At 73.4% G+C, this 24,974-nt stretch carries 23 protein-coding genes; 6 read left to right on the top strand and 17 right to left on the bottom strand.

The features are described 5' to 3' along the window. Positions 1–8 precede the first annotated feature (8 nt). From ispF to ACGFIG_RS00870, 3 genes are read right to left on the bottom strand one after another with little or no spacing between them, the layout of a single operon-like run. Positions 9–491, bottom strand: coding sequence for a 2-C-methyl-D-erythritol 2,4-cyclodiphosphate synthase (gene ispF / locus ACGFIG_RS00880; protein WP_392998004.1), 483 nt, complete (start codon positions 489–491; stop codon positions 9–11). A 16-nt stretch (positions 492–507) separates the two neighbouring features. Beyond that, positions 508–1,203 carry a 2-C-methyl-D-erythritol 4-phosphate cytidylyltransferase gene (ispD, locus tag ACGFIG_RS00875; protein WP_392998003.1) on the bottom strand — a complete coding sequence of 232 codons (696 nt, stop codon included), beginning with the start codon at positions 1,201–1,203 and terminating at the stop codon, positions 508–510. 55 nt (positions 1,204–1,258) lie between these two features. After that, positions 1,259–1,744, bottom strand: coding sequence for a CarD family transcriptional regulator (locus tag ACGFIG_RS00870; RefSeq protein ID WP_007073334.1), 486 nt, complete (start codon positions 1,742–1,744; stop codon positions 1,259–1,261). Between the two features lie 328 nt (positions 1,745–2,072). On the opposite strand from ACGFIG_RS00870, the gene ACGFIG_RS00865 reads away from it, so the two are divergent. Then, positions 2,073–2,768 (top strand): hypothetical protein, encoded by a 696-nt coding sequence (locus tag ACGFIG_RS00865; protein ID WP_392998002.1) that lies wholly within the window; start codon positions 2,073–2,075, stop codon positions 2,766–2,768. Positions 2,769–2,798: 30 nt separating this feature from the next. Here the strand turns inward: ACGFIG_RS00865 and ACGFIG_RS00860 are convergent, their stop codons facing one another. The 4 genes from ACGFIG_RS00860 to ACGFIG_RS00845 all read right to left on the bottom strand — a co-directional run bounded on the left by ACGFIG_RS00860 (position 2,799) and on the right by ACGFIG_RS00845 (position 6,728). Continuing rightward, positions 2,799–3,554: a hypothetical protein gene (locus tag ACGFIG_RS00860; RefSeq protein ID WP_392998001.1), complete on the bottom strand. Its 756-nt coding sequence runs from the start codon at positions 3,552–3,554 to the stop codon at positions 2,799–2,801. Positions 3,555–3,585: 31 nt separating this feature from the next. Next, the gene (locus tag ACGFIG_RS00855) at positions 3,586–4,644 is read right to left on the bottom strand and encodes a type III polyketide synthase (protein ID WP_392999368.1); all 1,059 of its coding nucleotides are present in this window, start codon (positions 4,642–4,644) and stop codon (positions 3,586–3,588) included. Between the two features lie 99 nt (positions 4,645–4,743). Further along, positions 4,744–5,910 carry an acyl-CoA dehydrogenase family protein gene (locus tag ACGFIG_RS00850; protein WP_392998000.1) on the bottom strand — a complete coding sequence of 389 codons (1,167 nt, stop codon included), beginning with the start codon at positions 5,908–5,910 and terminating at the stop codon, positions 4,744–4,746. A gap of 44 nt (positions 5,911–5,954) precedes the next feature. Beyond that, positions 5,955–6,728: a methyltransferase domain-containing protein gene (locus tag ACGFIG_RS00845; protein ID WP_392997999.1), complete on the bottom strand. Its 774-nt coding sequence runs from the start codon at positions 6,726–6,728 to the stop codon at positions 5,955–5,957. Positions 6,729–6,773: 45 nt separating this feature from the next. Here ACGFIG_RS00845 and ACGFIG_RS00840 point away from each other — a divergent pair, with 45 nt between their 5' ends. The 4 genes from ACGFIG_RS00840 to disA all read left to right on the top strand — a co-directional run bounded on the left by ACGFIG_RS00840 (position 6,774) and on the right by disA (position 11,377). Continuing rightward, positions 6,774–7,619: a UbiA family prenyltransferase gene (locus tag ACGFIG_RS00840; RefSeq protein ID WP_392997998.1), complete on the top strand. Its 846-nt coding sequence runs from the start codon at positions 6,774–6,776 to the stop codon at positions 7,617–7,619. Positions 7,620–7,757: 138 nt separating this feature from the next. Beyond that, positions 7,758–8,510 (top strand): hypothetical protein, encoded by a 753-nt coding sequence (locus ACGFIG_RS00835; RefSeq protein ID WP_392997997.1) that lies wholly within the window; start codon positions 7,758–7,760, stop codon positions 8,508–8,510. 88 nt (positions 8,511–8,598) lie between these two features. Further along, positions 8,599–10,053, top strand: coding sequence for a DNA repair protein RadA (radA, locus tag ACGFIG_RS00830; protein ID WP_392997996.1), 1,455 nt, complete (start codon positions 8,599–8,601; stop codon positions 10,051–10,053). 142 nt (positions 10,054–10,195) lie between these two features. After that, positions 10,196–11,377, top strand: coding sequence for a DNA integrity scanning diadenylate cyclase DisA (gene disA / locus ACGFIG_RS00825; protein WP_392997995.1), 1,182 nt, complete (start codon positions 10,196–10,198; stop codon positions 11,375–11,377). A gap of 61 nt (positions 11,378–11,438) precedes the next feature. Here disA and ACGFIG_RS00820 read toward each other — a convergent pair whose 3' ends face one another. The 3 genes from ACGFIG_RS00820 to ACGFIG_RS00810 form a co-directional block, all read right to left on the bottom strand. Continuing rightward, positions 11,439–12,164 (bottom strand): hypothetical protein, encoded by a 726-nt coding sequence (locus ACGFIG_RS00820; RefSeq protein ID WP_392997994.1) that lies wholly within the window; start codon positions 12,162–12,164, stop codon positions 11,439–11,441. Between the two features lie 148 nt (positions 12,165–12,312). Further along, positions 12,313–12,897, bottom strand: a complete 585-nt coding sequence (locus tag ACGFIG_RS00815; RefSeq protein ID WP_392997993.1) for a peptide deformylase — start codon at positions 12,895–12,897, stop codon at positions 12,313–12,315. Continuing rightward, entirely contained in the window at positions 12,894–13,406 is a 513-nt protein-coding gene (locus tag ACGFIG_RS00810; protein WP_392997992.1) for a glycine cleavage system protein R, read from the bottom strand. The genes ACGFIG_RS00815 and ACGFIG_RS00810 overlap by 4 nt, the downstream gene beginning before the upstream one ends. Before the next feature lie 143 nt (positions 13,407–13,549). Between ACGFIG_RS00810 and ACGFIG_RS00805 the strand changes: the two genes are divergently transcribed. Beyond that, entirely contained in the window at positions 13,550–14,449 is a 900-nt protein-coding gene (locus ACGFIG_RS00805; RefSeq protein ID WP_392997991.1) for an A/G-specific adenine glycosylase, read from the top strand. A 154-nt stretch (positions 14,450–14,603) separates the two neighbouring features. Here ACGFIG_RS00805 and ACGFIG_RS00800 read toward each other — a convergent pair whose 3' ends face one another. The 7 genes from ACGFIG_RS00800 to ACGFIG_RS00770 all read right to left on the bottom strand — a co-directional run bounded on the left by ACGFIG_RS00800 (position 14,604) and on the right by ACGFIG_RS00770 (position 24,834). Continuing rightward, a complete protein-coding gene (locus tag ACGFIG_RS00800) occupies positions 14,604–15,257 on the bottom strand; it encodes a C39 family peptidase (RefSeq protein WP_392997990.1) in 654 nt (217 codons plus the stop codon). Between the two features lie 1,104 nt (positions 15,258–16,361). Further along, positions 16,362–18,893, bottom strand: a complete 2,532-nt coding sequence (locus ACGFIG_RS00795; RefSeq protein ID WP_357722695.1) for an ATP-dependent Clp protease ATP-binding subunit — start codon at positions 18,891–18,893, stop codon at positions 16,362–16,364. Positions 18,894–19,356: 463 nt separating this feature from the next. After that, entirely contained in the window at positions 19,357–19,707 is a 351-nt protein-coding gene (locus tag ACGFIG_RS00790) for an Lsr2 family protein (RefSeq protein WP_392997989.1), read from the bottom strand. A gap of 109 nt (positions 19,708–19,816) precedes the next feature. After that, the gene (gene lysS / locus ACGFIG_RS00785; protein WP_392997988.1) at positions 19,817–21,325 is read right to left on the bottom strand and encodes a lysine--tRNA ligase; all 1,509 of its coding nucleotides are present in this window, start codon (positions 21,323–21,325) and stop codon (positions 19,817–19,819) included. 130 nt (positions 21,326–21,455) lie between these two features. Then, positions 21,456–22,214, bottom strand: a complete 759-nt coding sequence (locus tag ACGFIG_RS00780) for a type III pantothenate kinase (RefSeq protein WP_392997987.1) — start codon at positions 22,212–22,214, stop codon at positions 21,456–21,458. Positions 22,215–22,246: 32 nt separating this feature from the next. Next, on the bottom strand, positions 22,247–23,143 hold the full coding sequence (nadC, locus tag ACGFIG_RS00775) for a carboxylating nicotinate-nucleotide diphosphorylase (RefSeq protein WP_392997986.1): 897 nt from the start codon (positions 23,141–23,143) through the stop codon (positions 22,247–22,249). After that, positions 23,140–24,834, bottom strand: a complete 1,695-nt coding sequence (locus ACGFIG_RS00770) for an L-aspartate oxidase (RefSeq protein ID WP_392997985.1) — start codon at positions 24,832–24,834, stop codon at positions 23,140–23,142. Before ACGFIG_RS00770 ends, nadC begins: the two co-directional genes overlap by 4 nt. Between the last annotated feature and the right edge of the window lie 140 nt (positions 24,835–24,974).

Genomic DNA, 24,974 nt, shown 5'->3' with positions numbered 1-24,974 from the left:
CGGCGAGCCTAGGCGGCCGGGGCGTCGTACACCAGGGCGACCGCGATGCCGGTGAGGCCCTCGCCGCGCCCGGTGAAGCCGAGGCCGTCGGTGGTGGCGGCGGAGACCGTGACGGGTGCGCCGACCGCCTCGGAGAGCACCCGCTGGGCCTCCTCGCGGCGCGGGCCGATCTTGGGCCGGTTGCCGACCACCTGCACGGAGACGTTGCCGATCTCGAAGCCGGCGGCCCGCACCCGGCGGGCGCTCTCGGTGAGCAGGGCGACGCCCGACGCGCCGGCCCACTCGGGCTGGCCCACCCCGAAGTTGGCGCCCAGGTCCCCGAGGCCGGCCGCCGAGAGCAGCGCGTTGCAGGCGGCGTGCGCGGCCACGTCGGCGTCCGAGTGCCCGGCCAGGCCGTCCTGGTCGGGCCAGTGCAGACCGGCCACCCAGCACGGCCGGCCCGCCTCGAAGGCGTGCACGTCGGTGCCGATGGCCACCCGGGGAACGATCATGCGAAGAGGGTACGCGTCAGGCGCCCGTGGCGAGCAGGTGCTCGGCCAGCGCCAGGTCGAACGGGCGGGTGACCTTCAGCGCGTACTCCGAGCCGGGGACGCAGGCCACCGGGACGCCCTGCTTCTCAACCAGGCCGGCGTCGTCGGTGAGCGGGTCACCGGCGGCGGCGTGCGCGGCGGTCAGCACCGCCCGGCGGAAACCCTGCGGGGTCTGCACCGCGCGCAGGGCGGAACGGTCGACGGTGCCGAGGACGACCTCGTCGGCGCCGACCTCCTTGATCGTGTCGACGACGGGAAGCACCGGGATCACCGCGTCGTGCCCGGCGCGGACGGCCGCCGCGACGGACTCCACCAGTTCGGGTGGGGTCAGCGCCCGGGCGGCGTCGTGCACGAGGACGATCTCCGGGCCGGCGGGCACGGCCGCGAGGGCGGCGGCCACCGACGCCTGCCGCTCGGCGCCGCCGGGCACCACGGTCACCGGGGCGACCGGGGCGAGCAGGTCACGCACCGCCGTCACCTCGGCGGCCGGGGCGGCGACGACGATGGTGTGCACCGACGGCGCGGCGGCGAGCCGGCGGACCGCGTGCACCAGCAGGGGTTCCCCGCCGAGCAGCCGCAGCGCCTTGGGGCGGCCGGGGCCGAGCCGTACGCCGGCACCGGCCGCAGGCACGAGGACCGCGACGTCACCGCACGGATTGAGCTGCGCGGTCACGTCGCGGTCCTCGGTGTTTGTTCGCTACGAATCGGGTACGACGATGCTGTGGGGACTAGGCCTCGGTGAGGACCTTGTCGAGCAGCGTCTCCGCCTCGTCCTTGGTGCTCTTCTCGGCCAGCGCGACCTCGCCGACCAGAATGTCGCGGGCCTTCGCGAGCATGCGCTTCTCACCCGCGGAGAGACCCCGCTCCCGCTCCCGACGCCACAGGTCGCGCACGACCTCGGCGACCTTCAGCGGGTTACCGGAGGCCAGCTTCTCCAGATTCGCCTTGTAACGCCGCGACCAGTTGGTCGGCTCCTCGGTGTGCGGTGCACGGAGCACGTCGAAGACCTTGCCGAGGCCCTCTTCGCCGACCACCTCGCGCACACCCACGATCTCGGCGTTCTCGGCGGGCACCCGGACCGTCAGGTCACCCTGTGCGACCCTCAGGACGAGGTATTGCTTGGGCTCGCCCTTGATGACCCGAGTCTCGATTGCCTCGATGAGTGCGGCCCCGTGGTGGGGGTAAACAACGGTCTCGCCGACACTGAAAACCATAGGTTCGAAACCCCTTTCGCTGTGTCTAGGGTAACACGCTCAGGCACCGATGTCTCACCGCTGTCCTGACCGTTGGCGCAGCTCAGGGGCCCTGTGAGAGGTCTTTCTTCAGCTTGACAGGCCGCCAAACCAGTGGTTTGACCACGCTCCGTAACGCTCAGATGACGTCCCGGTACGAGTGACGCGAACGTCGAGATCAAGGGCTATGCGCTCCTCCCATGGTAGCCGGCCGGGCGGGTACGCGCCCAGGTGTAGCGGCAGCCGGCCCCGTGCGGGACGCTGGAGGTCGAGCCGCTGTCCGCTCGCCGAGACGTCCTGGGGGTCCCCGATGGGCAAGCCCGACGCAGACGGCCCCGGGCTGCCCGACCTGCCGCCGGAGTGGGGTCGGGTGGTCGTACCGGACGACGCCTCCGCCCTGGCGGCCGAGGCCGAACAACTCCGACGCGAGCTGCGCGGGACGCCCCGCCACTCCGTCCCACGTGCCGTGGCGCGGTCACCCCTCGCCCTGCCTCTGCTGGTGCTGCTGGTGGCGGTGCTGACCACTCTCGCCGGCCTCGCGGCGGTCACCTGGCCCCGGTCCGGCCGGTCCGCCCCGGAGCCCTCCCCCGGCCCGTACGCGCCGCCGGCCGGATCCGTCGGTCGACCGCTGCCCGCGCTGGACCTGGTCGACGCGGGGCAGTCGCCGGTGCCCCTGCGTGGACTGGTGCCAGCGATGATCATCCTGGTGGACGGCTGCCCCTGCCCGGACGACGTGACCACCGCCGCCGCCCTGGCACCGGCCGGCGTCACGATCGTCACCGTCGCCGACGACCGGCCCGTACGCGTCACGTCGCCGCCGGGCGGGGCGACCGTACGACCGCTCGCCGACCCGGCCGGCGGGCTGCGCGCTTTCCTGCACCTGCCGGCCCGCGCCGGCGCCACCACCGCGCTGCTGGTGGACCGGTCCGGCGTCCTCGTCGGGGTGGTGCCCGAGATCCGCTCCGCCGAGGACTACCGCGCCGACCTGGCCCGTCTCGCCGCCTGAGCCGCCCGTTCGGCGGGAAGAACCGCGCAGTCAGCCCAGGGCGACGAGTTGCGCCTCGACCCGGAGCGGCTCGGCGTTGGCGCTCGACAGCGAGACCTGGAACGGCCCGCCCCTGCCGGTGACCTCCGTCGCCGTGACCGAGCCGTCGCAGGCGCTGGTGATCGGGTCCGCCGCCCACGCCCCGTCGACCACGATCAGCAGCTCACCGGGGCCGACGCAGCGGTACTGGAGCAGATGACGGGCCCCGCGCTCGGCGGAGGCCTGCTTGACGATCCCTCCCGTCGGCCGAAGTAGCCCCTGGACGCTCCAGACCGTGTCGGGGAAGCTGTCCAGCGCTCGACGCCCGCCGCTGTCCTGACGTCGCCCGCTCCCGGCACGGCGCGTTTCCGGGTCACCGGCGCCCACCCGCGCCGCCGCGCCGCCGCGCGGATCCACCTGGACCACCGCGCCCGTGCCTGGATCCACCCGGAGCGTCACGCCGCTGCGCGGATCGGTCCGGAACGCGACACCGCTGCCCGGATCGACCAGCCAGAAATTGACGGGCTGCCCGGATCCCTCAGACGGCACGACGGCCCGGACCCTCGCCTCCGGCTGGACGGCCGGCGAGCCGCCCGACGAGTCCGCCACGAGACCGGTACGGGGCGCCTCGGCCTGCCACCACCAGCCGCCGCCGATCAGCGCGACCAGCCCCACCGCGGCCAGCACGGCGGTGCGCAGCCGGTCGTCGGGCCCGACGGGAGTCGCGTGCTCACCGGCACCTGGCCGGTCTGCCGCATCGGCGTCCATTACCGAAGAGTAATCGCATCTCGCGACCGCCTCACCCCTGTCGTTCGAGCAGGGCGGCGTAGAGGGTCAGGCCGGGGCCGAACGCCAGCATCACCACCCGGCGGGGCGGCGACGCGGCCCGGCGCAGCCGGTCGAGGATCAGCAGCACCGTCGGCGACGAACAGTTGCCGTGCTCGTCCAGCGTCGCCCGGGACGCCGCCAGTCCCTCCGGCGGCAGGGCCAGCTCCCGCTCGACCACGTTCAGGATGCGCGGGCCTCCCGGGTGCGCCGCCCATCCGTCCACCTCGGACAGCGTCGTACCGTGCCGGGCCAGCAGCCCTCCGACCAGGCCCCGTACGTGCGTGGAGAGCACCTGCGGCACCTTCGGCGACAGCCCCATCCGGAACCCGGTGTCGGTGACGTCCCAGGTCATGTGGTCGGCCGTCGAGGTGTCCGTCACGGAGATGACCTCGCGCAGCGCGTACCCCCGGCCGTCAGGGACGACCACGGCGGCGACGGCGGCGTCCGAGAAGAGCGCGTGGGAGACGATCTGCTGGGTGTCCACGCGGGCGCTGGAGGGCTGGATGTGCAGGCTGGTCAGCTCCGCGCAGAGCAGCAGCGCGGGCCGGCCCCGGGCGGTGACGAAGTCGCCCGCCGCACCCAGCCCCGGCAGGGCGGCGTAGCAGCCCATGTGCCCGACGAACATGCGCTGCGTGTCCGGGGCCATGCCCAGGTCCCGGGCGAGCAGGATGTCCAGCCCCGGGGTGGCGTAGCCGGTGCACGAGCAGACGACGAAGAGCCCGATGTCGCCGGCGGAGAGGCCGGCGGCGGTCAACGCCCGGCCCACCGCCTCCTTGCCCAGCGGCAGCGCCTCCACCAGGTAGCGGCGCATCCGGCGCTCCGTCGGCCAGTCCGAGACGTCCTCCAGCAACGGGTTCACGGCCGCCTGGCGGCGGGTGACCCCCGAGTGCGCGAAGATCCGCTGTGCCAGCGCGCGCGTGCTGCCGGAGAAGTGCTTCGAGAAGAAGCCCTCCCACAGGTCGTCCTGCGCGGCGGACGGCGGATGCGCCGTCCCCAGCCCCGCGATCACCGGTACGGCCACCATGCCCACCTCTCGTCCGGCCTTGCGCACCGGGCGGCCGACCCCGCCCCTGGACGGGCCCCCGTTGCGTGCGCCCGCGCGTCCGCCGCCCCGGCGGACTCCCCACGCTCACCAACGAGGAACCGTTGCGTCGCGGTCCGGGTCCCCGCCCAGCGCGGCGATGCCGAGCCAGTCCGCGCAGACGTCCGACGTCGCCGGGTGCAGCGAGCCGCAGCGGGCATCCCGGTAGAGCCGCTCCAGCGGATGTCCCCGCCGGGTCGCGGACGTGCCGGCCGCCTCCAGCATGGACGCCGCCACCTCGGCGGCGGTGGTGCCGGCGAGCAGCTTCGCCCGCCAGACCCAGCGGTTCGTCTCCGCGTCGCCCGGGGCCTCGTCCACCCGACGGGCCGCCTCCGCGACCACCAGCTGGGCCGCCGCCACGGCCGCGTCGGCCCTGCCAAGGCGGGACCGGACCGCCGGCAGGCCGGCGAGGTTGCGGGCGTTCAGCTGCTCGGCCGCCGCGTCGACCGCCGCCCGGGCCACCCCGACGTAGACGGCGGCGTAGCTGGCGACCAGCCAGTGCGGCATGAGCTGGGCGACCACCAGGGCCAGCCCCTCCACGCCGCCGAGCAGCCGGTCGGCCGGCACGCGCACGTCCAGGTGCAGGTCGTGCGAGGAGGTCGCGCGCATGCCCAGCGAGTCCCAGGTGGGCTCGACCGTCAGGCCGTCGCCGGCCGGCACCAGGAACTGCGAGACGACCGACTGGTCGACGGCGCTGCGGGCGGCCACCAGGTAGCCGTCGGCGTGCCCGGCCCCGGAACAGAACGTCTTGCTGCCCTTGAGGTGCCAACCGCCGTCGACCGGCTCGTAGACGGTGCTGAGCTGGGACAGCCGGGCGCCGGCGCCGCGCTCGCTCATCGCCACGGCGTACCAGGAGCCCTGGGCGGCGGCGGAGAGCAGGCGGTCCCGGGCCGCCAGCGCCTCGTCCGGCACCCCGAGCGCCTCGGCCAGTTCCTCGGTGACAGCGCCCAGCGCACCGGTGACCGAGGCGTGCATGTTGAAGACCAGGGCGGTCGCGCCGTTGCCCCGGGCCAGCTCGGTGGCGACCGCCGCGTACTCGGCGAAGGTGGCGCCCATCCCGCCGAGCGCGGTGGGGACCATCAGGCCGAAGAGCCCCGCCTCGCGCAGGTCCCGGAAGTCCTCGACGGGGAACGAGCCGTCCCGGTCGTGTTCCGCCGCCCGGGCGGCCAGCCTCGGTGCCAGGCGGCGAGCCGCCTGGAGCGCGTGCTGCGTCATACAGCCCCCTTCTCGGCCCTCTCCCTACCCAGGGACGGGCACCGCTATCCGCTCCGCGTGCCACGCCCCTGGTAGAGCACGGCCGTCGACCAGGTCGGCACGATCCGTGGCGTGGGGCCGGCAGCCGCCGTGTGGGGAGAGTCGCCCGGCGTCGCGTACGGACGGGCGGCGGCGCGCATCCGGCGGAGCAGCCAGCCGAGCAGGCCGGGCACCCCCGGCCGGACGCCCCGCACACGCAGGTCGACGCCGTGCCGGGCGCACTCGGCCACCAGCGCCCGGGCGTCCACGAACAACCGTGGATCGTGGATGCCCCTCGGCACGGTGGGCAGTTGCTCGGCGACCCGTACGGCGAGCAGCCGGCTCAGCGCCGTGTCGTTCAACGTGTCCAGGACGAGCAGGCCGCCGGGCCGCAGCAGCCGGCACGCCTCGGCCACCGCCCGCCGCCAGTCCGGCACGTGTTCCAGCAACTCGCCCGCGGCGACCACGTCGGCACAACCGTCGGCCAGCGGCACGGCCGTCGCGTCGCCGTTGACGACGATCACCCCGTGCTCGGCGGCCTGTTCCAGGGCCGACCGGGTGAGGTCGACGCCGACGTGCCGGTAGCCCTTGCCGGCCAGGTGCGGGGCGAGCAGCCCGGCGCCGCACCCGAGGTCGACCAGGAGGGCACCGGGGCGCGACGCCGCCGGCACGAGCGCCGCGCGGGCCTCGGCCAGCCAGTGCAGCATCGCGAACACGCCGTCCGGCCGCCACCACTCGCCGGCCAGGTCGTCGTACTGGCGCGGATCGTTGCGTGGCAGGGTACGGCCAGCGTCCGGCATGGATCGAGCGTGGCACGACTGCCCGGTAACGACCAGACTTCCCCTATGTCGCCATCGGTGCTAGGGCTGGTCAGGGCGAGTCACCCCGAGCCGGCCGCCGCGGTCACCACCGTGGCCGGGCTGCTGGCCTGGGGCGTCGGGCACCGGCCCGCCGGGGTCGTCGCCGTGGTGCTCACCGTGGCGTCCAGCCAGTTGGCCGTCGGCTGGGCCAACGACGCGCTCGACGCCGACCGGGACGCCACGGTCGGGCGTACCGACAAACCGGTCGCCGCCGGCGAGGTCGGCCGGCGCGTGACGGCCGTGGCCGCGGCGGTGGCCGCGCTCGCCACCCCGGCGCTGGCCCTGGCGCTGGCCACCGGAGCGACCGCCGCGCTCTGCGCCACCCTCGGGCTGGTCTCGGCGCTGCTCTACGACTGGCCGCTGAAGTCGACCCCCGTCTCGGTGCTGCCCTACGCGGTCTCCTTCGGCTCGCTGCCCGCCTTCGTCGTGCTGGCGCTGCCCGGGGCGGTGCTCCCGCCGGTCTGGCTGGTCGCCGCCGCGGCCTGCCTGGGCGCCGGGGCGCACTTCGCCAACGTCCTGCCCGACCTGGCCGACGACGCCCGCACGGGGGTGCGCGGGCTGCCGCACCGGCTCGGTCCCGCCGGCAGCCGGGCCGCCGCCGCGCTGCTGCTGCTCGCGGCGACCGTCACGCTGGTCCTCGGGCCGCCCGGGCCGCCGTCGGGGGCCGGCCTCGCGGCGGTCGCGGCCGCCGTCGTGGTGCCGCCGCTGAGCTGGTACGGCGGGCGCGCCGCCGCCCGGTCCGGGGGTCGGCAGGTGGCCGCCTTCCGGGCCGTGATGCTCGTGGCCGTCATCGACGTCGTCCTGCTGGTCACGAGCGGTCGGCTGGTGTAGGGCCCGCCCCGCGGGTGGCATGTACGGGTCGGCGTGCGGGCCCGGATCAGGCCCAACTACCCTGGAGCGCGGTCCGCGCGGGCAGGGCCACCACGCCCGGCGTGAGCACCGGGTGGCATCGTGACGAGGAGGACCGACGTGACGCGCTCGATCAGGGGTTCCCGGCGGGCGGCCCTGCTGCTGACCGGGATGGCCGCGGCGACCGGGCTGCTGCTGTCCGGCTGCGGCGCCGGCCAGGTCTCCGAGACCGCCAACAAGGAGCCGTCGGTCCAGGGCGTCAACCTGTCGGCCGGCAACGGCGAGTACGCGGTCCGCGGCCTGCTGGTCGCCTTCCCCGGCACCGAGGGCTACCGGGCGGGTGCCGACGCCGTGCTGAGCGCCGTGCTCTACAATGACTCGCCGAACCCGGTGACCGTGACCGTGACCACCGACAGCGCCCGCGAGGTGGTGATCACCGGCGCCGGCGCCACCGCCAGCCCGTCGGCGTCCCCGAGCGAGTCGGCGTCCGAGTCGCCGTCGCCCGAGCCGTCCGGGTCGGAGTCGCCCAGCCCGGGCGCCTCGGAGAGCCCCTCGGAATCGGTCAGCCCGGGCGCCCCGGAGAGCCCGGCCCCGGCAAGCCCCGCCGCGCCGGCCGGCGAGCCGGCCCGGATCGAGATCCCGGCGCAGAGCTACGTGCGGCTCAACACCGAGGGCGGTCGGGTCCTCCGGCTCATCGGCCTGAACGAGTCGCTGCGCTCCGGGCAGAACGTCGTCGTGACCTTCGACTTCGGCAACGGCCAGACGGTCACCGGCCCGGCGCCCGTCGCCGTGCCGCTCACCCCGGCCGCGCCGCCGTCGCAAATCACCGAGCGGCTGGGCGGCTACGAGGGCCAGGAGGAGGGCGGCCACTGACCCGCCCCGTTTCGACCGGAGACACCGCCGGCGTGGCGACCACCACGCCGGCGGTGTCTTCGTCGTACGGGGGGACTAACGTCCCGGTGTGACCACCTCCCGATCGACCTCCTCCCGTGCCGGTGGGGCCGGCGGGCGCGGCCGCGCCGCCGCCCGCGAGCCCCGGCCGGCCTACGAGTGCGACGCCTGCGGGCACCAGCCGCCGAAGTGGGTCGGGCGGTGCCCGGAGTGCGGCGAGTGGGGCTCGGTGGTCGAGTGCACGGTCACCGGCCCGACGGTCTCCGGCAAGGTGGTCAGCTCCCGGATGCCGGCCGAGCCCGCCCGGCCGATCGCCACCATCAGCGCCGCGCCGGCACGGGCCCGCCCCACCGGGGTCAGCGAGCTCGACCGGGTCCTCGGCGGTGGCCTGGTCCCCGGCGCGGTGGTGCTGCTCGCCGGTGAGCCGGGCGTCGGCAAGTCCACCCTGCTGCTCGACGTGGCCCAGCAGTGGGCCGCCGGCGCCGGCAGCCCTTCGCTGGTGGTCAGCGGCGAGGAGTCGGTCAGCCAGGTCCGGCTGCGTGCGGAGCGGATGGGCACCCTGCACGACCAGCTCTACCTCGCGGCCGAGAGCGACCTCGCCGCGGTGCTCGGTCACCTCGACGCGGTCAAGCCGGGCCTGCTGGTGCTCGACTCGGTGCAGACCATCTCCACCACCAACGCCGAGGGCGTGTCGGGCGGGGTCACCCAGGTGCGGGCGGTCACCGCCGCCCTGGTCGCGGTGGCCAAGGAGCGGGGCATCGCCACCGTGCTGGTCGGCCACGTCACCAAGGACGGTCAGGTCGCCGGTCCCCGGGTGCTGGAGCACCTGGTCGACGTGGTGCTGCACTTCGAGGGCGACAAGCACTCGTCGCTGCGCATGGTGCGCGGCGTCAAGAACCGGTTCGGCGCCGCCGACGAGGTGGGCTGCTTCGAGATGCACGAGGGCGGCATCAGCAGCCTGGCCGACCCGTCCGGGCTCTTCCTGACGCGTTATTCGGAGCCGGTGCCCGGCACCTGCGTCACGGTGGCGATGGAGGGGCGCCGGGCCCTGGTCACCGAGGTGCAGGCGCTGATCGGCGCGACCGTGGCCGGCTCGCCCCGGCGGACGGTCTCGGGGCTCGACTCGGCCCGGCTCGCGATGGTCCTGGCCGTGCTCCAGCGGCGCACCGAGCGCCTGACCCTGCACGACCGGGAGGTCTTCGCGGCCACCGTCGGGGGCATCCGGGTGGTGGAGCCCGCGGCCGACCTCGCCGTCGCCCTCGCCGTCGCCTCGGGCGGGCTCAACCTGGCCATCGCGCCGCACCTGGTGGCGATCGGCGAGGTCGGCCTGACCGGCGAGGTACGCCGCGTCGGCGCGGTGCCGCGTCGGCTGGCCGAGGCGGCCCGGCTCGGGTTCCGGCTCGCCCTGGTGCCGACGGGCTGCGGTCCCGACAGCACCGGCGTGACGCCGGAGCACATGCGGGTGATCGAGGTGACCGACGTCCGCGCGGCGCTCCAGGCCGTCGCCCGGGCGTCGGCGGAGTGACCGTGGGTGACCAACGGCGGCACGCATACTCCGATACCGGGCAGCTCGGACGCCGGCCCACGGTCCGGGCGTGGCGGGACATCGTGACACATCACAGTAACCACGACAGCACCCACCGCAGGGCAGTCCGTAGACTGTGCCCGTGCCGATCGACCGCGACACCGCCAAGCCTGCCGGCGCGACACCCCACGCCCGCACCGGCGCCGTGGGCTCCCCCGCCCGCCCGATCAGCGTGAGCGTGACCGGCGGCGCCGGAGGCGCCGGCGACCCGCTGCGGGCGAACCTGGCCCTGATGGCCCCGGGCACCGCTCTGCGCGACGGCCTCGAGCGCATCCTGCGCGGCCGGACGGGCGCGCTGATCGTCCTCGGCTACGACAAGGTGGTCGAGGGCCTCTGCACGGGCGGTTTCCCGCTCGACGTCGAGTTCTCCGCCACCCGGGTGCGGGAGCTGTGCAAGATGGACGGCGGCGTCGTGCTCTCCAGCGACGGCACCCGCATCGTGCGGGCCGCCGTGCACCTCATGCCCGACCCCACCATCCCGACCGAGGAGTCCGGCACCCGGCACCGCACGGCGGAACGGGTCGCCCGGCAGACGGGCTTTCCCGTGATCTCGGTCAGCCAGTCGATGCGGATCATCAGCCTCTACGTCAACGGCCAGCGGCACGTGCTGGACGACTCGGCGGCGATCCTGTCCCGCGCCAACCAGGCGCTCGCCACGCTGGAGCGCTACAAGCTCCGGCTGGACGAGGTCTCCGGCACCCTCTCCGCGCTGGAGATCGAGGACCTGGTCACCGTACGGGACGCGGTCGCCGTGGTGCAGCGGCTCGAGATGGTCCGCCGGATCGCCGACGAGATCGCCGGCTACGTGGTGGAACTGGGCACCGACGGTCGCCTGCTGGCCCTTCAACTCGACGAGCTGATGGCCGGCGTCGACGCCGACCGCACCCTCGTCATCCGGGACTACCTGCCGACCGGCCGCAAGTCCCGCACCCTCGACGAGGCGCTGGTGGAGCTGGATCTGCTCGGCGCGACCGAGTTGATCGACCTGGTCTCGGTGGCCAAGGCGATCGGCTACCCGGCCGCGTCCGACGCGCTCGACGCGGCGGTCAGCCCGCGCGGCTTCCGGCTGCTGGCCAAGGTGCCCCGGCTGCCGGTGACCGTGGTCGACCGTCTCGTCGTGCACTTCGGCAGCCTCCAGCGCCTGCTGGGGGCCACGGTCGAGGATCTCCAGGCCGTCGAGGGGGTCGGCGACGCCCGGGCCCGGGGTGTCCGCGAAGGGCTCTCCCGGCTCGCCGAGGCGTCGATCCTCGAACGCTACGTCTGACCGGGCCCTACGCCGCGCCCGACCGGCGGGGCCGCGATCGCCCAGTCGGTGACGGGGTCGCTCAGTCGGTGACGGTGAGCTTGACCGGCTCGCTGAGCTTGGTGCCGACCCGGGCGAAGACCTGGTACGTCCCTGCCTGCGGGTGGGGGCCCGCCGCCAGCCCGTTGGCGCACTTGGTGGTGTCGCGGCCGTTCCAGCCCACCTGGTAGGAGCGTTCGAAGCCCGGCGTGAAGGACTGCACGTCGGAACCCTGGGCGGTGCCGCACGTGTCGGACGACCAGATCTTCTCGGCCCCCGACTTGATGAACAGCTCCTGCGCGGAGGCGCCGACGTCGCGGCTGCACGTCCGCTCGGAGCGATTCTTGATCTTGAGCTGGAGGTCCACCACGGCACCCCGGACCACCGAGGAGGGCTGGGCCACCGGGGTCACCGTGATCTCGGCGTCCGTGCAGGCACCGTCATCGGCGGCCGGTACGACCGGCGCCACCGGCGGCGAGTCCGTGGTGACCGGGCCGTCCGACGGGTCGCCGGCGGCGGGGCCACCACCCGGCGCGCCCGACGCGGGGCCGCCGGTCTGCGGAGTGAGCACCGAGCCGGTGGGCTCCGGCGAGGCACCGGGTGACGTCGCGCCCGCAGTGGGCTGCGCGTCACCGCCCCTCTTCGCGTTCCGGTCCGAACCGGTGCACGAATAGAGCAGGACAATCAGGAAGAGAAGCCCCGCTCCGAGTACGACGGCGCGACGCCGCCAGTAAACGGCGGGGGGCAGGGGGCCGACCGTCAGACGCATGATGCCCCCACCGTAGCGGCGCGGGGCACGCCAGCACCGCGCGACGCGCCGAGTCCTCCACGGCTCACCCCACTCGACCTCCACTTGCGACGGTTCCGCCTGCCGACCGTGTCCTACCGGCGACGCTGGGTCGCCGCGCCGCCGCCACTCAGAGGTACACCTTGCGCTGGTAGATGGCGTGGGCGCCGGCGACCCGGTCGAGGAAGAGCAGGCCGGCGCAGTGGTCGATCTCGTGCTGGAGGGCCCGCGCCTCGAACCCGTCCGTCACCAGCCGTACGGGTCGGCCCGAGCCGGGCAGCACGCCCTCCACCACCAGCCGGCTCGCCCGCTTGACGTCCCCGGTCAGGTCGGGCACCGACATGCACCCCTCGCGGGCCACCTTCCACCGGCTCGCCTCGACGACCCGCGCGTTGCACAGCGCGAAGGTGCCGTGCACGGTGACCGCCTTCGGGTGGCCGGTCACGTCCACCGCGAAGACCTGCGCCCCCACGCCGACCTGCGGGGCGGCCAGTCCCACGCAGCCCGGCGACACCCGCATGGTGGCGATCAGGTCGGCGGCCAGCCGTACCGTCTCCGCCGCCGTCGGGTCCACCTCGTCGCCGGGCCGGCTGAGCACCTGCTCCGGCGCGGAAACCACCGGCCGCACCTCCCCCGGCACGGCCAGGGACTCCGGGGTCCAGTCGCCGAGGCCGACGTACGCCCCGGCCTCCGGGTCGTGTCCGGCGCCGGTCACAGCAGGTCCGGATCGGCCGGCCGGAGGGTCACCCCGACACCCAGCTCCGCAGCCGTCGCCGTGAGCCGCCCGGCCAGTTCGTCGGCCGTGCCGGGCGGCAACTCCACCTCGGCGACCACCACGTAGAGCGAGCCGGTCAGCCGGGTACTCAGGTCGGTGACGTTGCCGCCGGCGTCGGCCAGCACCCGGGTCATGGCCGCCACGATGCCCATCCGGTCCGCGCCGTGCACCGACATCACGTACGGCTCGCCGGCGGAAGCCGTCTCACCGTCGGGGGTGACGGCGCGTACGGTGGCCAGCAGCTGGCCGTCGGCGGAGAGCGGCGCCAGCGCGGCCTCGACGTCGGCGGCGGCCGGGCCCACGCAGACCAGGGTCATCGCGAAATGACCCCGCAGCCGGGTCATCGTGCTGTCGGTGAGGTTCGCGCCGAGCCGGGCGAGCACCTCGGCGACGTCGGCCACGATGCCCGGCCGGTCCCGGCCGATGACGGTGATCGCGAGCTCGTTCATCCGGGCATTCTGCACGATCCACGCGCGCCCTCCCCGCAGCGCCCCGCCCGTACGCCCAGCCAGCGGGACGGTAAGCGGTCCCCGTCGCCTCTCGTCGCCCGCGCCACGGCGGTCGTGGGCCGCGTGACATCATCGGCGGCGCGATGACTGAGCCCACTTTCGCCACCCTGGTCAGCCGGTGGTACGAGGAGAACGCCCGCGACCTGCCGTGGCGCGGGCCCGACGTGAGCCCGTGGGCCATCCTGGTCAGCGAGGTCATGCTCCAGCAGACGCCGGTCGTCCGTGTGGTTCCGGCCTGGGAGGCCTGGCTGGCGCGCTGGCCGGAGCCGGCCGCACTGGCGGCGGACAGCCCCGCCGAGGCGATCCGGATGTGGGGGCGGCTCGGCTACCCCCGCCGGGCGGTACGGCTGCGGGAGTGCGCGCTGGCGATCGTCGAGCGCCACGGGGGCCGGGTCCCGGACCGGCTGGACCAACTGCTGGCCCTGCCGGGCGTCGGCACGTACACGGCGCGGGCGGTGGCCGCGTTCGCGTTCGGCCAGCGGCACCCGGTGGTCGACACCAACGTACGCCGGGTGGTGTGCCGGGCGATCGCCGGCGAACCGGACGCCGGGCCGGCGACCCGCCCGGCGGACCTGGTCGCCACCGAGGAACTGCTCCCCGCCGAACCGGCCGCCGCCGCCCTGGCCAGCGCCGCCTTCATGGAGCTGGGCGCGGTGGTCTGCGTCGCCCGCTCACCCCGCTGCGGCGCCTGCCCCGTCGAGTCGGTCTGCGCCTGGCGCGCGTCCGGCCGCGAGGCCCCCGCGGGTCCGACCCGCCGCCCCCAGCGGTACGCCGGCACCGACCGCCAGGTACGCGGACTGCTGCTCGGCCTCCTGCGGGAGGCGACCGCGCCGGTGCCGCACCAGCGGCTGGACCAGGTGTGGGCCGACGACGTCCAGCGGTCCCGGGCCCTCGCCGGGCTCGTACGCGACGGTCTCGTGGAACCGGTCGGCGAATCCTCGTTCCGCCTCGTCGGCGACGGGCCACCGGTCCCGCTGGCCTGACGGCCTTCGCCGGGCGCACGGATCCCCGACGGTACGGGCCCTGGCTGTCGCGCCCGCCGGAGGTGGCCCGGGTGCGGGACGAAGCCTCCTGTGCACGCCGAAAGGGCCGGTCCCCGTGATCGGGGGCCGGCCCTTTCGTGGTCTTGCGGGTGGGTCAGGAGGTGTAGCCGCGGGTGGCGATCCAGTCGGCGAGGTTGTCGATGTTCATGCGGTAGGAGGCCTGGTCGGGGTTGGCGGAGTCGGCGATGGTGACGGTGTTGCCGTTGTCGCGGTAGCCGACGACGCTGATGTAGTGGCCGCCTTCGAAGGAGTGTGTGGTGCCGTCGGTGTCGGTGGCGGTGCCGGCGATGTTGGCGACGATGGCGTGGCCTTCGTCGATGGCGGTGACGATGTCGGTGCGGAGCTTGTCGGTCTGCTTGTCGTCGGCCTTCGCCTCGCGGATCTCCACCGACTGGTAGGCGTCCTTGCCGGTTTCCTTGTTCAGGACGGGGGTGATGTCGTTGATGGAGTTGGTGCCGGCTTCGGTGGTGCCCATGCGTTGGGCCATGCCGTGTACGTCGATGTTCTTGCCCTGCACGCTGAGGGCGTTGCGGGCGGCGGCGGGGCCGCAGTAGTAGAAGTTGGGCTGGGCTTCGTAGCGCACGCCCAGTTCGCGCTCGCCGTGCTTGCGGTCCTTGCCGGCGGTGGCGGGTCGGGTGTCGGTGGGGGAGGCGGCGTGTGCGGCGGTGATCGGGCCGGCGATGGCGCCGCCGGCGAAGGCGAGCCCGGCGACGGTCAGGGCGCTGGTGCGGAAGATGTCGGTACGCATGATGGGGGCACCTTTCGATCGGGGGTACGCGACACACACCAAGGGGGGGTGTGGTCGCGGAGGGGGAAGTCAGAACGGATCGCTGCGGCGGCGGGGCCTGCTCGAGCGTCCGGGGGTATCTCAAAGGCCTGCTGGGGCGTCGGTGGTGACGCCTGCTCGGGCGTCCGGGGGTCTCAACGACCCGGCCCGGTCATCCATTCCGGCGGGCCGATCGGGCCAGCGAGGAAAACCAGGCCGCTCGTGTGCGGGGAGCGCCGGGGGTATGCCATGTTCAACGACCCGGGCCCGCCCGCGATTCCGCCGTCGGGGTGGCCCCGACCACGGGACGCCCCGGGACGCTGCCGACAACTCGGCGCAGTACCGGGCATCGCCAACCGGACATTACGCTCGATACGTCGCAGCTTGATCGCGGTCGGTCGCGGGTGCGGATGCGCCGGCATCGCACTGTCGAGCTGATGTCGTAAACGACTCGACCAATCAACCAACCGCGCCCCTCGCTCGCAGATACGACGAAGGCTGGCCGATCGGGTGGCCGCTGAATCGTCTGCGACATCAGCTCGATACGGCGCGCGGAACAGCCTGCTGCCGTCGACGTCGGTGCGTGGCCTCGCTGGCCGCCTGCACACGGAGGCGGCGCGGATCGGAGGCCGCTGAATCGTCTGCGACATCAGCTCGACAGGGCAGATAGCAGGGTGCGCCCAGGCCCAGGCCCAGGCCCGGTGCCAGACAGCCCAAGCCCGGTGCCAGGCAGCCCAGGCCCGATGCCAGGCAGCCCAGGCCCGATGCCAGGCACCAAGCCCGGCGTCAGGCCACAGGTGTGAGCGGGGCGGGGCCCGGGGGTGTAGGCGGGGCGGGGGTGTAGGGCGAGGCGGGGCCCAGGGTGTAGGGCGAGGCGGGGCCCGGGGTGTGGGCGGCCTAGGCCCGGGCGCGCGGCGGGGTCCGCCCCGGATATGAGGCGGGGCCGGGACCAGAGGTGGGGCGCGGGGCGGGGCCAGGCTCGGTGCGTCACGTCGGTGAGCACCAGGTCGGGCGGTGTGGCGACCGAAAAGGGGCGGCGGCCCGGTGGCATGTACCACCGGGCCGCCGCCCTCTTGCTGTTCGGTCCTACTCGTCCGCGCCTGCGGCGGCGGTGCCACCGAGGTCGGCCGGGACGGCGTCCGGCACGGTGGCCGGCCGGTCCGCGCCCTTGAAGACGAGCTTGGACTTGTCGATGTTCTCCGGATCGCCCTCGCAGTCCACCACCACGATCTGACCCGGGGTCAGCTCGTTGAAGAGGATCCGCTCGGACAGGTTGTCCTCGATGTCGCGCTGGATCGTGCGACGCAGCGGACGCGCACCGAGCACCGGGTCGAAGCCCTTCTTCGCCAGGTACTTCTTGGCGTTGTCGGTCAGCTCCAGGCCCATGTCCTTGTTCCGCAGCTGGCCCTCGATCCGCTGGATCATGATGTCGACGATCGAGAGGATCTCCTGCTGGCGCAGCTGGTGGAAGACGATGGTGTCGTCGATCCGGTTGAGGAACTCGGGACGGAAGTGCTGCTTGAGCTCGTCGTTGACCTTCTGCTTCATCCGGTCGTAGTTGGACTCGGAGTCCTCCGACGCCTGGAAGCCGAGCGAGACCGCCTTGGCGACGTCGCGGGTGCCCAGGTTGGTGGTCAGGATGATGACCGTGTTCTTGAAGTCCACGATCCGGCCCTGACCGTCGGTGAGCCGACCGTCCTCCAGGATCTGGAGCAGCGTGTTGAACACGTCCGGGTGGGCCTTCTCGATCTCGTCGAAGAGGACCACCGAGAACGGCCGACGCCGCACCTTCTCGGTCAGCTGGCCACCCTCGTCGTAGCCGACGTAGCCGGGAGGAGCACCCACCAGCCGGGAGACCGTGTAGCGGTCGTGGAACTCGGACATGTCCAGCTGGATGAGGGCGTCCTCGCTGCCGAACAGGAACTCGGCCAGCGCCTTGGAGAGCTCGGTCTTACCGACACCGGACGGGCCGGCGAAGATGAACGAGCCCGACGGACGCTTCGGGTCCTTCAGGCCGGCCCGGGTACGCCGGATCGCCTTCGAGACCGCCTTGACCGCGTCCTCCTGGCCGATGACGCGCTTGTGCAGCTCGTCCTCCATGCGCAGCAGGCGCGAGGTCTCCTCCTCGGTCAGCTTGTAGACCGGGATGCCGGTCCAGTTGCCGAGCACCTCGGCGATCTGCTCGTCGTCGACCTCGCTGACGACGTCCAGGTCACCGGCCTTCCACTCCTTCTCCCGCTGGGCCTTCTGGCCGAGCAGCTGCTTCTCCTTGTCGCGCAGCTGGGCGGCACGCTCGAAGTCCTGCGCGTCGATCGCGGACTCCTTGTCGCGACGCACCTGGGCGATGCGCTCGTCGAAGTCACGCAGGTCTGGCGGCGCGGTCATCCGGCGGATCCGCATCCGGGCACCGGCCTCGTCGATCAGGTCGATCGCCTTGTCCGGCAGGAAGCGGTCGGAGATGTAACGGTCGGCCAGCGTCGCGGCCGCCACGAGGGCCGCGTCCGTGATCGAGACCCGGTGGTGCGCCTCGTAGCGGTCGCGCAGGCCCTTGAGGATCTCGATGGTGTGGGCCAGCGACGGCTCACCCACCTGGATCGGCTGGAAGCGGCGCTCGAGGGCGGCGTCCTTCTCCAGGTGCTTGCGGTATTCGTCGAGGGTGGTCGCGCCGATGGTCTGCAGCTCGCCACGGGCCAGCATCGGCTTGAGGATGCTCGCCGCGTCGATCGCGCCCTCGGCGGCACCCGCACCGACCAGGGTGTGGATCTCGTCGATGAAGAGGATGATGTCGCCCCGCGTGCGGATCTCCTTCAGCACCTTCTTGAGGCGCTCCTCGAAGTCACCGCGGTAGCGGGAACCGGCGACCAGGGCACCGAGGTCGAGCGTGTAGAGCTGCTTGTCCTTCAGCGTCTCGGGCACCTCGCCCTTGATGATCTTCTGGGACAGCCCCTCCACCACGGCGGTCTTGCCGACGCCGGGCTCACCGATCAGGACCGGGTTGTTCTTGGTACGGCGGGAGAGCACCTGCATGACCCGCTCGATTTCCTTCTCGCGCCCGATGACCGGGTCGAGCTTGCCCTCGCGGGCGGCCTGGGTCAGGTTGCGGCCGAACTGGTCCAGCACGAGACTGGTGGACGGCGCGGCCTCGCCCGGCGCGGCGCCCGCCGCGGCCGGCTCCTTGCCCTGGTAGCCGGAGAGCAGCTGGATCACCTGCTGGCGGACCCGGTTGAGGTCGGCGCCGAGCTTGACCAGCACCTGGGCGGCGACGCCCTCACCCTCGCGGATCAGCCCGAGCAGGATGTGCTCCGTGCCGATGTAGTTGTGGCCGAGCTGCAGCGCTTCGCGCAGGGACAGCTCCAGCACCTTCTTGGCCCGCGGCGTGAACGGGATGTGCCCGCTCGGCGCCTGCTGACCCTGGCCGATGATCTCCTCGACCTGCTGCCGCACACCCTCCAGGGAGATGCCGAGGCTCTCCAGAGCCTTGGCGGCGACGCCCTCACCCTCGTGGATCAGGCCCAGCAGGATGTGCTCCGTACCGATGTAGTTGTGGTTGAGCATCCGGGCCTCTTCTTGGGCCAGGACGACAACCCGTCGCGCTCGGTCGGTGAACCGCTCGAACATGCCCTCGTGCTCCTCACGTGCCGTGCGCACTCGATCTTGATGGTCAAGAAGTCGTGGCGGGGCCGGTGCGCGGACGACCGGGACGGGCGTCCGTGCCTCCTTACTCTATCGCCGCGAACCGACTCCGCTGAGGTCGTGTGTCCCCGCCGGAGGCCGTGTACGCGTCGTTTTGCTCAACCGTCCGCGCTCAGGGGGTGTTCCGGTACCCCCGCCTGTACGCGCAGAGCGAAATTCGCACCCGGTCGCGGAACCCGTCACACGGGTCGCGCCGGTGCTGGCGCCGCCCGGATCCGGGCCGCCGGGGAGCCTGTCCACAGGCTGTGGACAGATTCTCCACCGCCTGTGGACAACTACCGCCGGGACGGAATTCTTCCCGCTCGGAGGCGGTCCCGGGCGGATACGGCGACGCCGGCCCGGAGTCGTGCTCCGGCCCGGCGTCGGTGTCGCCCGTCGACGCTCCCGGTCAGTGACCGGCCTTCGCGTGGTACTCGTCGACGATCTCCTGCGGGATCCGGCCCCGGTCGGAGATGTCCTTGCCGGCCTTCTTGGCCCAGGCGCGGATCGCCTTGTTCTGCTCCCGGTCGGCGGTGGCGCCGCCCCGACCGCGCGCGGCCCGACCGCCGACGACGACCCCGCCCCTACCCACCTTGGTGCCGTGGGCGATGTACGGGGCGAATACGTCGCGCAATTTCTCGGCGTTCGGGCCCGACAGGTCGATCTCGTACTGAACGCCGTCGAGGGCGAACTTGACCGTCTCGTCAGCGTCCCCGCCGTCCAGGTCATCGACCAGCTTATGAATGATCTGCTTGGCCACGTCCCACATTCCTTTCGAGCAGGGTGATCCTGCAAACTGAGAGCACGATAACCTGCGCGACGCTTGCCGCGTCAATAGGATGCGGGAACGACCCGGCGGAGATGCGCGACTACTCGGGGCGAACCAGGGGGAAGAGGATGGTTTCCCGAATTCCCAGGCCGGTCAGCGCCATCAACAGCCGGTCGATTCCCATTCCCATACCCCCGGCCGGCGGCATTCCGTACTCCATCGCCCGGAGAAAGTCCTCGTCCAGCCGCATGGCCTCGTCGTCGCCGCGGGCGGCGAGCTGGGCCTGGGCCACCAGCCGCTCCCGCTGCACCACCGGGTCCACCAGCTCGGAGTACGCGGTCCCGAGTTCGAAACCGAGCACGTAGAGGTCCCACTTCTCGGCCAGTCCGGGCTCGCTGCGGTGCGCCCGGGTCAGCGGGCTCGTCTCCTCCGGGTAGTCGCGGACGAAGGTGGGCGCCGTCAGGCCCGGCACGACCAGTTCCTCGAACAGTTCCTCCGCCAGCTTGCCCGGCCCCCACTTCGGGTCGACCGCCAGGCCCACCTTGTCGGCGTACTCCACCAGGCGGGGCCGTTCGGTGCGGACCGTGACCTCCTCGCCGAGCGCCTCGGAAAGCGACCCGAAGAGGGTCACCGACCGCCACTCGCCGCCCAGGTCGAACTCCCGGCCGTCGGCGTGCGTCACCACGGTCGAGCCGCCGACGGCGACCGCCGCCTGCTGTACGAGATTCCGGGTCAGCTCGGCCATGGTGTCGTAGTCGCCGTAGGCCTCGTATGCCTCGAGCATCGCGAACTCCGGCGAGTGCGAAGAGTCGACACCCTCATTACGGAAGTTGCGGTTGATCTCGAAGACCCGGTCGACGCCGCCGACGACGGCCCGCTTGAGAAACAGTTCCGGTGCGATTCGCAGATACAGATCGGTGTTGAGCGCATTGCTGTGGGTCACGAATGGCCGGGCCGCCGCGCCGCCGTGCAGCAGCTGCAGCATCGGCGTCTCCACCTCGATGAAGTCCCGGGCGTGCAGCGAGTCGCGCAGGCTGCGTACGGCCGCGGCCCTGGTGCGTACCATCTGGCGGGCCTGCGGCCGGACGATCAGGTCCACGTAGCGCTGCCGGACCCGCGCCTCCTCGCTGAGCGGCTTGTGCGCCACCGGCAGCGGGCGCAGCGCCTTCGCGGTGACCGCCCACTGCTCCGCCAGCACGGACAGCTCGCCGCGCCGGCTCGTGATCACCTCGCCGGTCACCCCGACGAGGTCACCGAGGTCGACCAGGCGCTTCCAGTCGTTCAGCCGGTCGGCGCCGACCCGGTCGAGGGAGAGCATGGCCTGCAACTCCGTGCCGTCGCCGTCCCGCAGCGTGGCGAAGCAGAGCTTGCCCGTGTTGCGTACGAAGATCACCCGGCCGGTCACCGAGACCCGGTCGCCCGTGGCGGTGTCGGTCGGCAGGTCGGCGTACTTCTGCCGGAGGTCGGCCAGCGTGCTGGTGCGGGGGAATCCGATCGGGTACGGCTCGACGCCCTCGGCGAGCATCCGGTCCCGCTTCTCCCGGCGGACCTTCATCTGCTCGGGAAGGTCGTCGGCGGGATCGACTGGCACGGGGTTCTGCTCGGTCACGGCACGCTTCCTCAGAAGGAGATTTCGGGCGGGGTCAGGCCCCGAGCGTACTCAAGCCTCCAGCGGGGCGTTACGGGATAACCGCCCCGCATGACCGGCCCCACTACGCCCCGGCCCGGCGACGCCCGGGTCAGACGTTGCGCTCGTAGACCATCCGCAGGCCGATCAGGGTGATCATCGGCTCGTGGTGGGTGATCGTGCGGCACTCGTTTATCACGAGCGAGGCCAGCCCACCGGTGGCGATCACGGCGCTCACCTCGCCGATCTCCTCGACCATCCGCTCGACGATCCGGTCCACCTGCCCGGCGAAACCGAAGTAGAGCCCGGACTGGAGGCACTCGACGGTGTTCTTGCCGATCACCGAGCGGGGCCTGGTCGCCTCCACCTTCCGCAGCTGGGCGGCCCGGGCGGCGAGCGCGTCGAAGCTGATCTCGATGCCCGGGGCGAAGGCGCCGCCGAGGAACTCGCCCCGGGCGCTGATCACGTCGAAGTTGGTGGTGGTGCCGAAGTCCACCACGATCGACGGCCCGCCGTAGAGGGTGTACGCGGCCAGGGTGTTCACCACCCGGTCGGCGCCCACCTCCTTCGGGTTGTCGATGGCGAGCTGCACACCGGTGCGTACCCCCGGCTCGACGATCACGCTCGGCAGGTCCGCGTAGTAGCGGGACAGCATGTTACGCAGCGAGCGCAGCGCGGCCGGCACCGTGGAGCAGGCCGCCACCCCGGTGATCTCCACGGCGTCCCCGGCGAGCAGGCCCCGGAACTTCAGGCCCAGCTCGTCGGCCGTCGACCGCGCATCGGTCTTGATTCGCCAGGAGTGCACCAGCTTGTCGCCGTCGAAGGTCGCCAGCACGGTGTTGGTGTTTCCGATGTCGATGCAGAGCAGCACGCACGCAGCCTAGACAACGGTCGGCCGCAGGTTCACCCGGTGCGCAGGTCCATGGCGATGTCGAGGATCGGCGAGGAGTGCGTCAGGGCCCCGACGGAGAGGAAGTCGACGCCGGTCGCCGCGTACCGCGCCGCCACGTCGAGGGTCAGCCCGCCGGTCGCCTCCAGCTCCGCCCGGTCCCCCACCGACGCGACCACCTCGGTGAGCATCTCCGGGGTCATGTTGTCCAGCAGCAGGAAGTCCGCACCGGCCTCGACCGCCTCCATCGCCTCGGCGACCGTGTCCACCTCGACCTGCACCGGCACGTCCGGGAAGGCCTCCCGGACCCGGCGGAAGGCGGCCGTGATGCCGCCCGCCGCGAACTTGTGGTTGTCCTTGATCATCGCGACGTCGTGCAGGCCCATCCGCTTGTTCGTGCCGCCGCCGGCGCGCACCGCGTACTTCTCCAGGGCGCGCAGGCCCGGGGTGGTCTTGCGGGTGTCCAGCACCATCGCCTTGGTGCCGGCCAGGGCGTCCGCCCAGGCCCGGGTGTGGGTGGCCACCCCGGACATCCGGCAGAGCAGGTTGAGCGCCGTCCGCTCGGCGGTGAGCAGCAGCCGGGTCGGGCCCGTCACCGTGGCCAGCACGTCGCCGCGCGCCACCCGCGCGCCGTCGTGGGCCACCACCGACACCTCGACCGTACGGCCGGCGCCGGTCGCCTCGCCGACCGTCTCGAACACGGCCGCCGCCACGGCCAGCCCCGCCACCACGCCGTCGGCGCGGGCCACCAGGTCGGCGGTGTCGGTCTGGCCGGCCGGGATGGTGGCGACGCTGGTGACGTCCAGCAGGTCCGGCCCCAGGTCCTCGGCGAGCGCGCCCTCGATCACCCGCCGCACCTGCGCCGGGTCGAGGCCCGCGTCCCGCAGTGCCCGTTCCGTCGACTCCGTCATCGGGTCCCCTCCCACGCTTGCGTCAGCCGGCCCTGCGCCCCGATCGCGCCGACCAGGTGGCCGTGCCACAGCTCGTCGGCCGTCGGGAAGTCCTCCCGCCAGTGGCAGCCCCGGGTCTCCCGGCGGGCGTACGCGGCGGCGACCAGCGTCGACGCCACGGTGATCAGGTTCGTCGCCTCCCAGTCGGCCGTCCGGGGCCGGCCCCGGCCCTCGCCGAGCCCGGTCAGCGTCTCGGCGGTCCCCGCGAGGGTGTCCGCCGAGCGGAGCACGCCCGCGCCCCGGGTCATCGCCCGTTGCAGCGTCGGCGTCGCCTCGGCCGGCACCACCCAGCCCTCGCCGCCCACCCAGGCCCCCGTCGGCGCCGGCTGGACCTGCTCGGGCAGCCCGGCGGCGATGTCCTCGGCGATCCGCCGGGAGAAGACGAGCCCCTCCAGCAGCGAGTTGCTGGCCAGCCGGTTCGCGCCGTGCACGCCCGTGCAGGCGACCTCGCCGCAGGCGTACAGGCCCGGGATGGAGGTGCGGCCGCGCAGATCGGTGCGGACGCCGCCGGAGGCGTAGTGGGCGGCCGGGGCGACCGGGATCAGGTCGGTGGCCGGGTCGACCCCGATGGCCAGGCAGGACGCGACGATGGTCGGGAAGCGCCGGGCCAGGAAGTCGCCGCCCAGGTGCCGGGCGTCGAGGAAGACGTGGTCCGCGCCGGTGGCCAGCAGCACCCGGTGGATGCCCTTGGCCACCACGTCCCGGGGCGCCAACTCGGCCAGCTCGTGCTGCCCGACCATGAACCGCTTGCCGTCGCCGTCCACCAGGTGCGCGCCCTCGCCGCGCAGCGCCTCGGAGACCAGCGGCTGCTGGGCGTGCCCGGCGCCGGGCGCACCGGCGCAAGCCGGGGTGATCAGCGCGGTCGGGTGGAACTGGACGAACTCCACGTCGGTGACCGCCGCGCCGGCCCGCATCGCGAGGGCCACCCCGTCGCCGGTAGACACGGCCGGGTTGGTGGTCGCCGCGTAGATCTGGCCCATGCCGCCGGTGGCCAGGACGACCGCCCGGGCCAGGATGGCGCCCACGCCGTCCTCGCTGCCCTCGCCGAGCACGTGCAGGGTGATGCCGCAGGCCGGGCCGAGCCCGCCCGGGCCGTCCCCGGGGGCGCGCAGCAGGTCCAGCACCAGCGCGTGCTCCACGAGCCGGATCCACGGGTCGCGGCGGACGGCGGCGTGCAGGGCGCGCTGCACCTCGGCCCCGGTGGCGTCGCCGCCGGCGTGCACGATCCGGTCGGCCCGGTGCCCGCCCTCGCGGGTGAGCATCAGCGAGCCGTCCGCGTTGCGGTCGAACTCCGCCCCGATCCGCATCAGCTCGCGCAGCCGGGTCGGGCCCTCCTCGACCAGTACCCGCACCGCCGCCGGGTCGCAGAGCCCGACGCCGGCGATCTCGGTGTCCGAGGCGTGCGCGGCGGGGGTGTCGTGCGGGTCGAGCACGGCGGCGATGCCGCCCTGCGCCCAGCGGGTCGACCCCTCGTCGATATTGACCTTGGTGACAACGGTGACGTGCAGCCCCGCCTCGCGCAGGTGCAGTGCGGCGGTCAGGCCCGCCACCCCGGATCCGACCACGATGACGTCGGTGGTCTCCACCCAGCCGGGCGCGGGGGCGGCCAGCAGTCTGGGCAGCGCCGGAAGGTCGACGGTCGGAAGCTCCATGCCCACAGTCAACCCGAAGCACCCTCGCGAGGGGCGGCGGGGGCGGGACGAGTGGTTTGGGCCATGGGGTCCGGACCGGGCCGGGCAGGCCGGCCGGTGCCACGCGTGCGGGCCGCCGTGCCGCCACGCGTCCGGGTCGT

Source organism: Micromonospora sp. NPDC049048 (genome assembly GCF_043197615.1).
In the GTDB taxonomy this organism is placed as follows: Bacteria; Actinomycetota; Actinomycetes; order Mycobacteriales; family Micromonosporaceae; genus Micromonospora.
This window is presented reverse-complemented; position numbering and strand designations above follow the sequence as displayed.

Excerpts from the sequence above, each read along its gene's own strand:
- ispF (WP_392998004.1), bottom strand. The coding sequence starts at position 491 with ATGATCGTTCCCCGGGTGGCCATCGGCACCGACGTGCACGCCTTCGAG.
- ACGFIG_RS00870 (WP_007073334.1), bottom strand. The coding sequence starts at position 1,744 with ATGGTTTTCAGTGTCGGCGAGACCGTTGTTTACCCCCACCACGGGGCC.
- ACGFIG_RS00865 (WP_392998002.1), top strand. The coding sequence starts at position 2,073 with ATGGGCAAGCCCGACGCAGACGGCCCCGGGCTGCCCGACCTGCCGCCG.
- ACGFIG_RS00860 (WP_392998001.1), bottom strand. The coding sequence starts at position 3,554 with ATGGACGCCGATGCGGCAGACCGGCCAGGTGCCGGTGAGCACGCGACT.
- ACGFIG_RS00850 (WP_392998000.1), bottom strand. The coding sequence starts at position 5,910 with ATGACGCAGCACGCGCTCCAGGCGGCTCGCCGCCTGGCACCGAGGCTG.
- ACGFIG_RS00845 (WP_392997999.1), bottom strand. The coding sequence starts at position 6,728 with ATGCCGGACGCTGGCCGTACCCTGCCACGCAACGATCCGCGCCAGTAC.
- ACGFIG_RS00840 (WP_392997998.1), top strand. The coding sequence starts at position 6,774 with ATGTCGCCATCGGTGCTAGGGCTGGTCAGGGCGAGTCACCCCGAGCCG.
- ACGFIG_RS00820 (WP_392997994.1), bottom strand. The coding sequence starts at position 12,164 with ATGCGTCTGACGGTCGGCCCCCTGCCCCCCGCCGTTTACTGGCGGCGT.
- ACGFIG_RS00810 (WP_392997992.1), bottom strand. The coding sequence starts at position 13,406 with ATGAACGAGCTCGCGATCACCGTCATCGGCCGGGACCGGCCGGGCATC.
- ACGFIG_RS00805 (WP_392997991.1), top strand. The coding sequence starts at position 13,550 with ATGACTGAGCCCACTTTCGCCACCCTGGTCAGCCGGTGGTACGAGGAG.
- ACGFIG_RS00800 (WP_392997990.1), bottom strand. The coding sequence starts at position 15,257 with ATGCGTACCGACATCTTCCGCACCAGCGCCCTGACCGTCGCCGGGCTC.
- ACGFIG_RS00795 (WP_357722695.1), bottom strand. The coding sequence starts at position 18,893 with ATGTTCGAGCGGTTCACCGACCGAGCGCGACGGGTTGTCGTCCTGGCC.
- nadC (WP_392997986.1), bottom strand. The coding sequence starts at position 23,143 with ATGACGGAGTCGACGGAACGGGCACTGCGGGACGCGGGCCTCGACCCG.
- ACGFIG_RS00770 (WP_392997985.1), bottom strand. The coding sequence starts at position 24,834 with ATGGAGCTTCCGACCGTCGACCTTCCGGCGCTGCCCAGACTGCTGGCC.